This is a genomic window from Gordonibacter pamelaeae 7-10-1-b (assembly GCF_000210055.1).
Lineage (GTDB): Bacteria > Actinomycetota > Coriobacteriia > Coriobacteriales > Eggerthellaceae > Gordonibacter > Gordonibacter pamelaeae.
In genome coordinates, this window is record NC_021021.1 from 661088 (window position 1) to 662125 (window position 1038).

The window sequence follows — 1038 nt, forward strand, 5'->3', positions numbered from 1 at the left end:
GCGGCCTTCGCCTGCTCGCGGTCCACCAACGAGGACATCTACCTGTTCCAGAAGATGGCGCGCATAAGCCTCCACACGAACAACGTGGACTGCTGCGCGCGTGTTTGACACGCTCCCACCGTCGCCGGTCTGGCGACCATGCTTGGCTCGGGAGCGATGACGAACTCCATCGACGACGTGTGCCGGAAGGCGGACGTGGTCATGCTCGTGGGGTCGAACCCCGAGGAGGCCCATCCGGTCATTGGCATGCAGCTGCGCGCCGCCGTGGAGCGGGGCTGCCGCCTCATCGTGGTGGACCCGCGTGACATCGGGCTGGCCGCGCAGGCGGACCTCCATCTGAAGCTGCGGCCCGGCACGAACGTGGCGTTCGCGAACGGCATTGTGAACGTCCTTTTGGCCGAGGGCCTCTACGATGCCGAGTTCGTGCGCGAGCGCACGGAGGGCATCGAGGTGCTGGCCGCCACGGTGCGCGACTACACGCCCGCGCGCGTGGCCGAGATCTGCGGCATCGACCAGCGCGACCTCGTGTCCGCCGCGAAGATGTACGGAGGGGCGGGCGCGGCCGCCATCGTGTACTGCCTGGGCGTGACCGAGCACTCCACCGGCACCGACGGCGTGATGGCGCTCTCGAACATCGCCATGATCACGGGCAACCTCGGCAAGCCCGGCGGCGGCGTGAACCCGCTGCGCGGGCAGAACAACGTGCAGGGCGCCTGCGACATGGGCGCGGGCCCCGACGACCTGCCGGGCTACCAGAAGGTGGCCGATCCCGAGGTGCTGCGCCGCTTCGAGCGCGCCTGGGGTGCAAGCCTGCCGCGCGAGCGGGGGCTCAAGGCCACCGAATGTTTCCCCGCCATGCTGGAGGGGCGCGTGCGCGGCCTGTACCTGTTCGGCGAGGACCCGGTGCGCACCGACCCCGACACGGGGCACGTGCTGCGCGCGCTCGCGGCGCTTGACTTCCTCGTGGTGCAGGACCTGTTCCTCACCGAGACGGCGAAGCTGGCCCACGTCGTGCTGCCCGGGCGCAGCTATGCGGAG

General features: G+C 70.1%; 1 protein-coding gene. It reads left to right on the forward strand.

The features are described 5' to 3' along the window. A partial coding sequence (locus tag GPA_RS03170; RefSeq protein ID WP_156791122.1) for a molybdopterin oxidoreductase family protein occupies positions 1-1038 on the forward strand: 1038 nt, incomplete at both ends.